Source organism: Pseudomonas sp. NDM (genome assembly GCF_003105095.1).
In the GTDB taxonomy this organism is placed as follows: domain Bacteria; phylum Pseudomonadota; class Gammaproteobacteria; order Pseudomonadales; family Pseudomonadaceae; genus Aquipseudomonas; species Aquipseudomonas moraviensis_A.
The window spans coordinates 1-2224 of the sequence record NZ_QETJ01000297.1 but is presented as its reverse complement, the minus strand read 5'-3'; the positions used below and the strand labels follow the sequence as shown (position 1 = coordinate 2224).

The 2224-nt window shown below is 60.0% G+C and carries 1 protein-coding gene; it reads right to left on the bottom strand.

The genetic code is table 11. The features are described 5' to 3' along the window. Positions 1–247 precede the first annotated feature (247 nt). Positions 248–2086: a sigma-54-dependent Fis family transcriptional regulator gene (locus DCO47_RS26570; protein ID WP_116659271.1), complete on the bottom strand. Its 1839-nt coding sequence runs from the start codon at positions 2084–2086 to the stop codon at positions 248–250. Positions 2087–2224: the final 138 nt, after the last annotated feature.

The following is a 2224-nucleotide window of genomic DNA, read 5'->3' as shown; positions in this document are numbered from 1 at the left end:
TTGAAATCTGTCGAAAAATATCGTCTGGTCAAATCACACCTCGTCTATGGGCGTAGATTACCGCCCTTTAGGGGTGTCCAGAATCATTAAGCCAGATCACCGACGTGTCTTTTGCTATACGCCGACCTGAACGATCGGGTCGATTATGGATTCGGTGAAGCCAGATCAGGTCGGCGTTTCTCTCGAATATCCCCCAATCGGCCCCCTCTCCTCGGGGAGAGGGCTGGGGTGAGGGGAAGGGGTGTACTCAGTTGCCAATCTGCCGCAACCGCTTGTAAAGCGTATTCCGACTCACCCCCAACCGCCGCGCCAGGTGCGAAATATTCCCCCCGGCCGCTTTCAACTCGCGATTCAACGCCTCGACATCATTCAAATCCAGCCCCAGCGGCGGCGCCGTCTCCACCGGCTCCATCTCCAGATCGACAAAAAAATCATCCGGCAAATGCTCCGGCCGCACCGGTTGTTCCTCGGCCATGGCCAGCGCCACCTGCATCACGCTGCTGACCTGACGCAGATTCCCCGGCCACGGATGCTTCTCGAACAGCTCCAACACCTCCGGGCTCAACCCCGCCCATTGCGTCGGCTCGCGATGCTGCTCCCATAGCCGTTTAAACAGCGCCTGCTTGTCACTGCGCTCGCGTAACGGCGGCAGCTCCAGGGTCAGACCACCGATGCGGTAGTACAAATCCTCGCGAAAGCGGCCCAGTTGCACCTGCTCGCGCAACGATCGGTTGGTCGCAGAGATAATTCGCAGATCAACCGCGAACAACTCGCTGCTGCCCACCGGTTGCACGCAACGTTCCTGCAACACCCGCAACAAGCGCGCTTGGGTCGGCAGCGGCATATCGCCGATCTCGTCGAGAAACAGCGTGCCTTTGTCTGCCTTGCGGATCAGGCCGATGCTGCCTTTCTGATTGGCGCCGGTGAAAGCGCCTTTCTCGTAGCCGAACAATTCCGACTCCACCAGTTCGGCGGGGATGGCTGCGCAGTTCACCGCGATGAACGCCTGTCTACTCCGCGAGCTGGCCTGGTGCAGGGCTTTGACGAACACTTCCTTGCCGACGCCGGTTTCACCGTGGATCAACAACGGAATGTCTTTTTCCAGCAAGCGCTCGGCCTGACGCACGGCTTTTTCCACGCGACTGTCGCCGAAATGCAGAGTATTGAGGCTGATTACACTGGCTGGCGCAGGCTGGTCCTCGGCGACAAACACCCGCGCTTGCACCGGCGCCTGTTTCGGCCGTTTCAACAAACATTGAAAACGGTTGCGCCCGGAAGTCTGCAAAGCAAACGGCATCCCCTCGGGCTGATTGATCAGCTCCAGCAGCGACACCTTGAACAGGCTCTCGACGCTGACCCGTGACAGACGCACGCCGAGCAGATTGTCGGCGCGGCGATTGGCCGAGAGCACCTGGCCGCTCTCATCGAAAATCAGCAACCCGGCCCATTGGCTGTCGAGGTTGTTCAAGCCGGTGTTGAAGGTGAGCTGAAAGTGCTGGCCATGGAACAGGTTGAGGATCAGCCGGTTCTCCACCGTCTGGCTCATCATCTTGACCATGCCCAGGGTGTGCGAGGGCGGCAGGTAGCTGTCGCTGGACACGTCGAGCACCGCGATGACCTTGCGCTCGGCGTCGAAAATCGGCGCAGCGGAGCCGGTCATGAAGCGGTTGGCCTTGAGAAAATGTTCATCGTGTTCGATGTGCACCGCCTGCTCACAGGCCAGTGCGGTGCCGATCGCATTGGTGCCGCTGCTGCGCTCCATCCAGCTCGCCCCGGCCTGAAAACCCCGGGCGAGAGTCGGTTCGATAAAGCGCTGCGTGCCCCACGAGGTCAGCACCTGGCCCTGGTTGTCGGCCAGCATGATCAGGCAGTTGGAATTGCTGAGGATGTTTTCGTAGTAGGGCAGGACTTCCTGGTGCGTGGTCTGCACCAGCGAATGATGACTGTCGAGCAACCGCGCAATGCCGGCAGCGGGCAACTGATCGAAGGCCGGGGTGCTCTGGTGGTCGAGGCCGAACGCGCGGCAACGTTGCCAGGAGGTCTGGACGATCGCGTCGTGGGACAGCGGCGAAGCAGGTGCGGCCATGGGGGCGAGCCTCTGAGTGCAGCGATTTTATTATTGTTATGAACCCGTTTCGAATCCGACGCAGATCCCCTGTAGGAGTGAGCCTGCTCGCGATAGCGGTCTTTCAGACATATTGTCATCGGCTGACACACCGCTATC

Excerpts from the sequence above, each read along its gene's own strand:
- DCO47_RS26570 (WP_116659271.1), bottom strand. The coding sequence starts at position 2,086 with ATGGCCGCACCTGCTTCGCCGCTGTCCCACGACGCGATCGTCCAGACC.